This is a genomic window from Aeromicrobium phragmitis (genome assembly GCF_003674095.1).
Classification (GTDB): Bacteria; Actinomycetota; Actinomycetes; order Propionibacteriales; family Nocardioidaceae; genus Aeromicrobium; species Aeromicrobium phragmitis.
Window position 1 is genome coordinate 1 of the sequence record NZ_RDBF01000249.1, and the last position, 317, is coordinate 317.

Here is a 317-nt window from a genome sequence, read left to right on the forward strand (position 1 = left end):
TGACGTTCTTCCAGCCCCCTCTGGGTCGCATCACCGGGTTGCGGATGCACTCGGCCTTGAACAGCGAGTTCAGCGCCTCGGCCATCGCGTTGTCGTAGCTGTCACCACGGCTGCCAACGGAGGCGACGGCCTCGGCTTCGGCGAGCCGCTCGGTGTAGCGAATCGCTCGGTACTGAACGCCCCTATCGCTGTGGTGGACGAGCCCGGTGACGTCCTGACCGGCGCGGCGCCGGTTCCACAGACCCATGTCCAGAGCGTCCAGGGCCAGATCGGTGCGCAACGACGTGGACACCTGCCAGCCCACGACCATCCGACTG

General features: G+C 66.9%; 1 pseudogene. It reads right to left on the reverse strand.

What is annotated here, in order from left to right:
- A pseudogene (locus D9V41_RS17200) lies at positions 1 to 317 on the reverse strand (DDE-type integrase/transposase/recombinase); the annotation flags it as partial.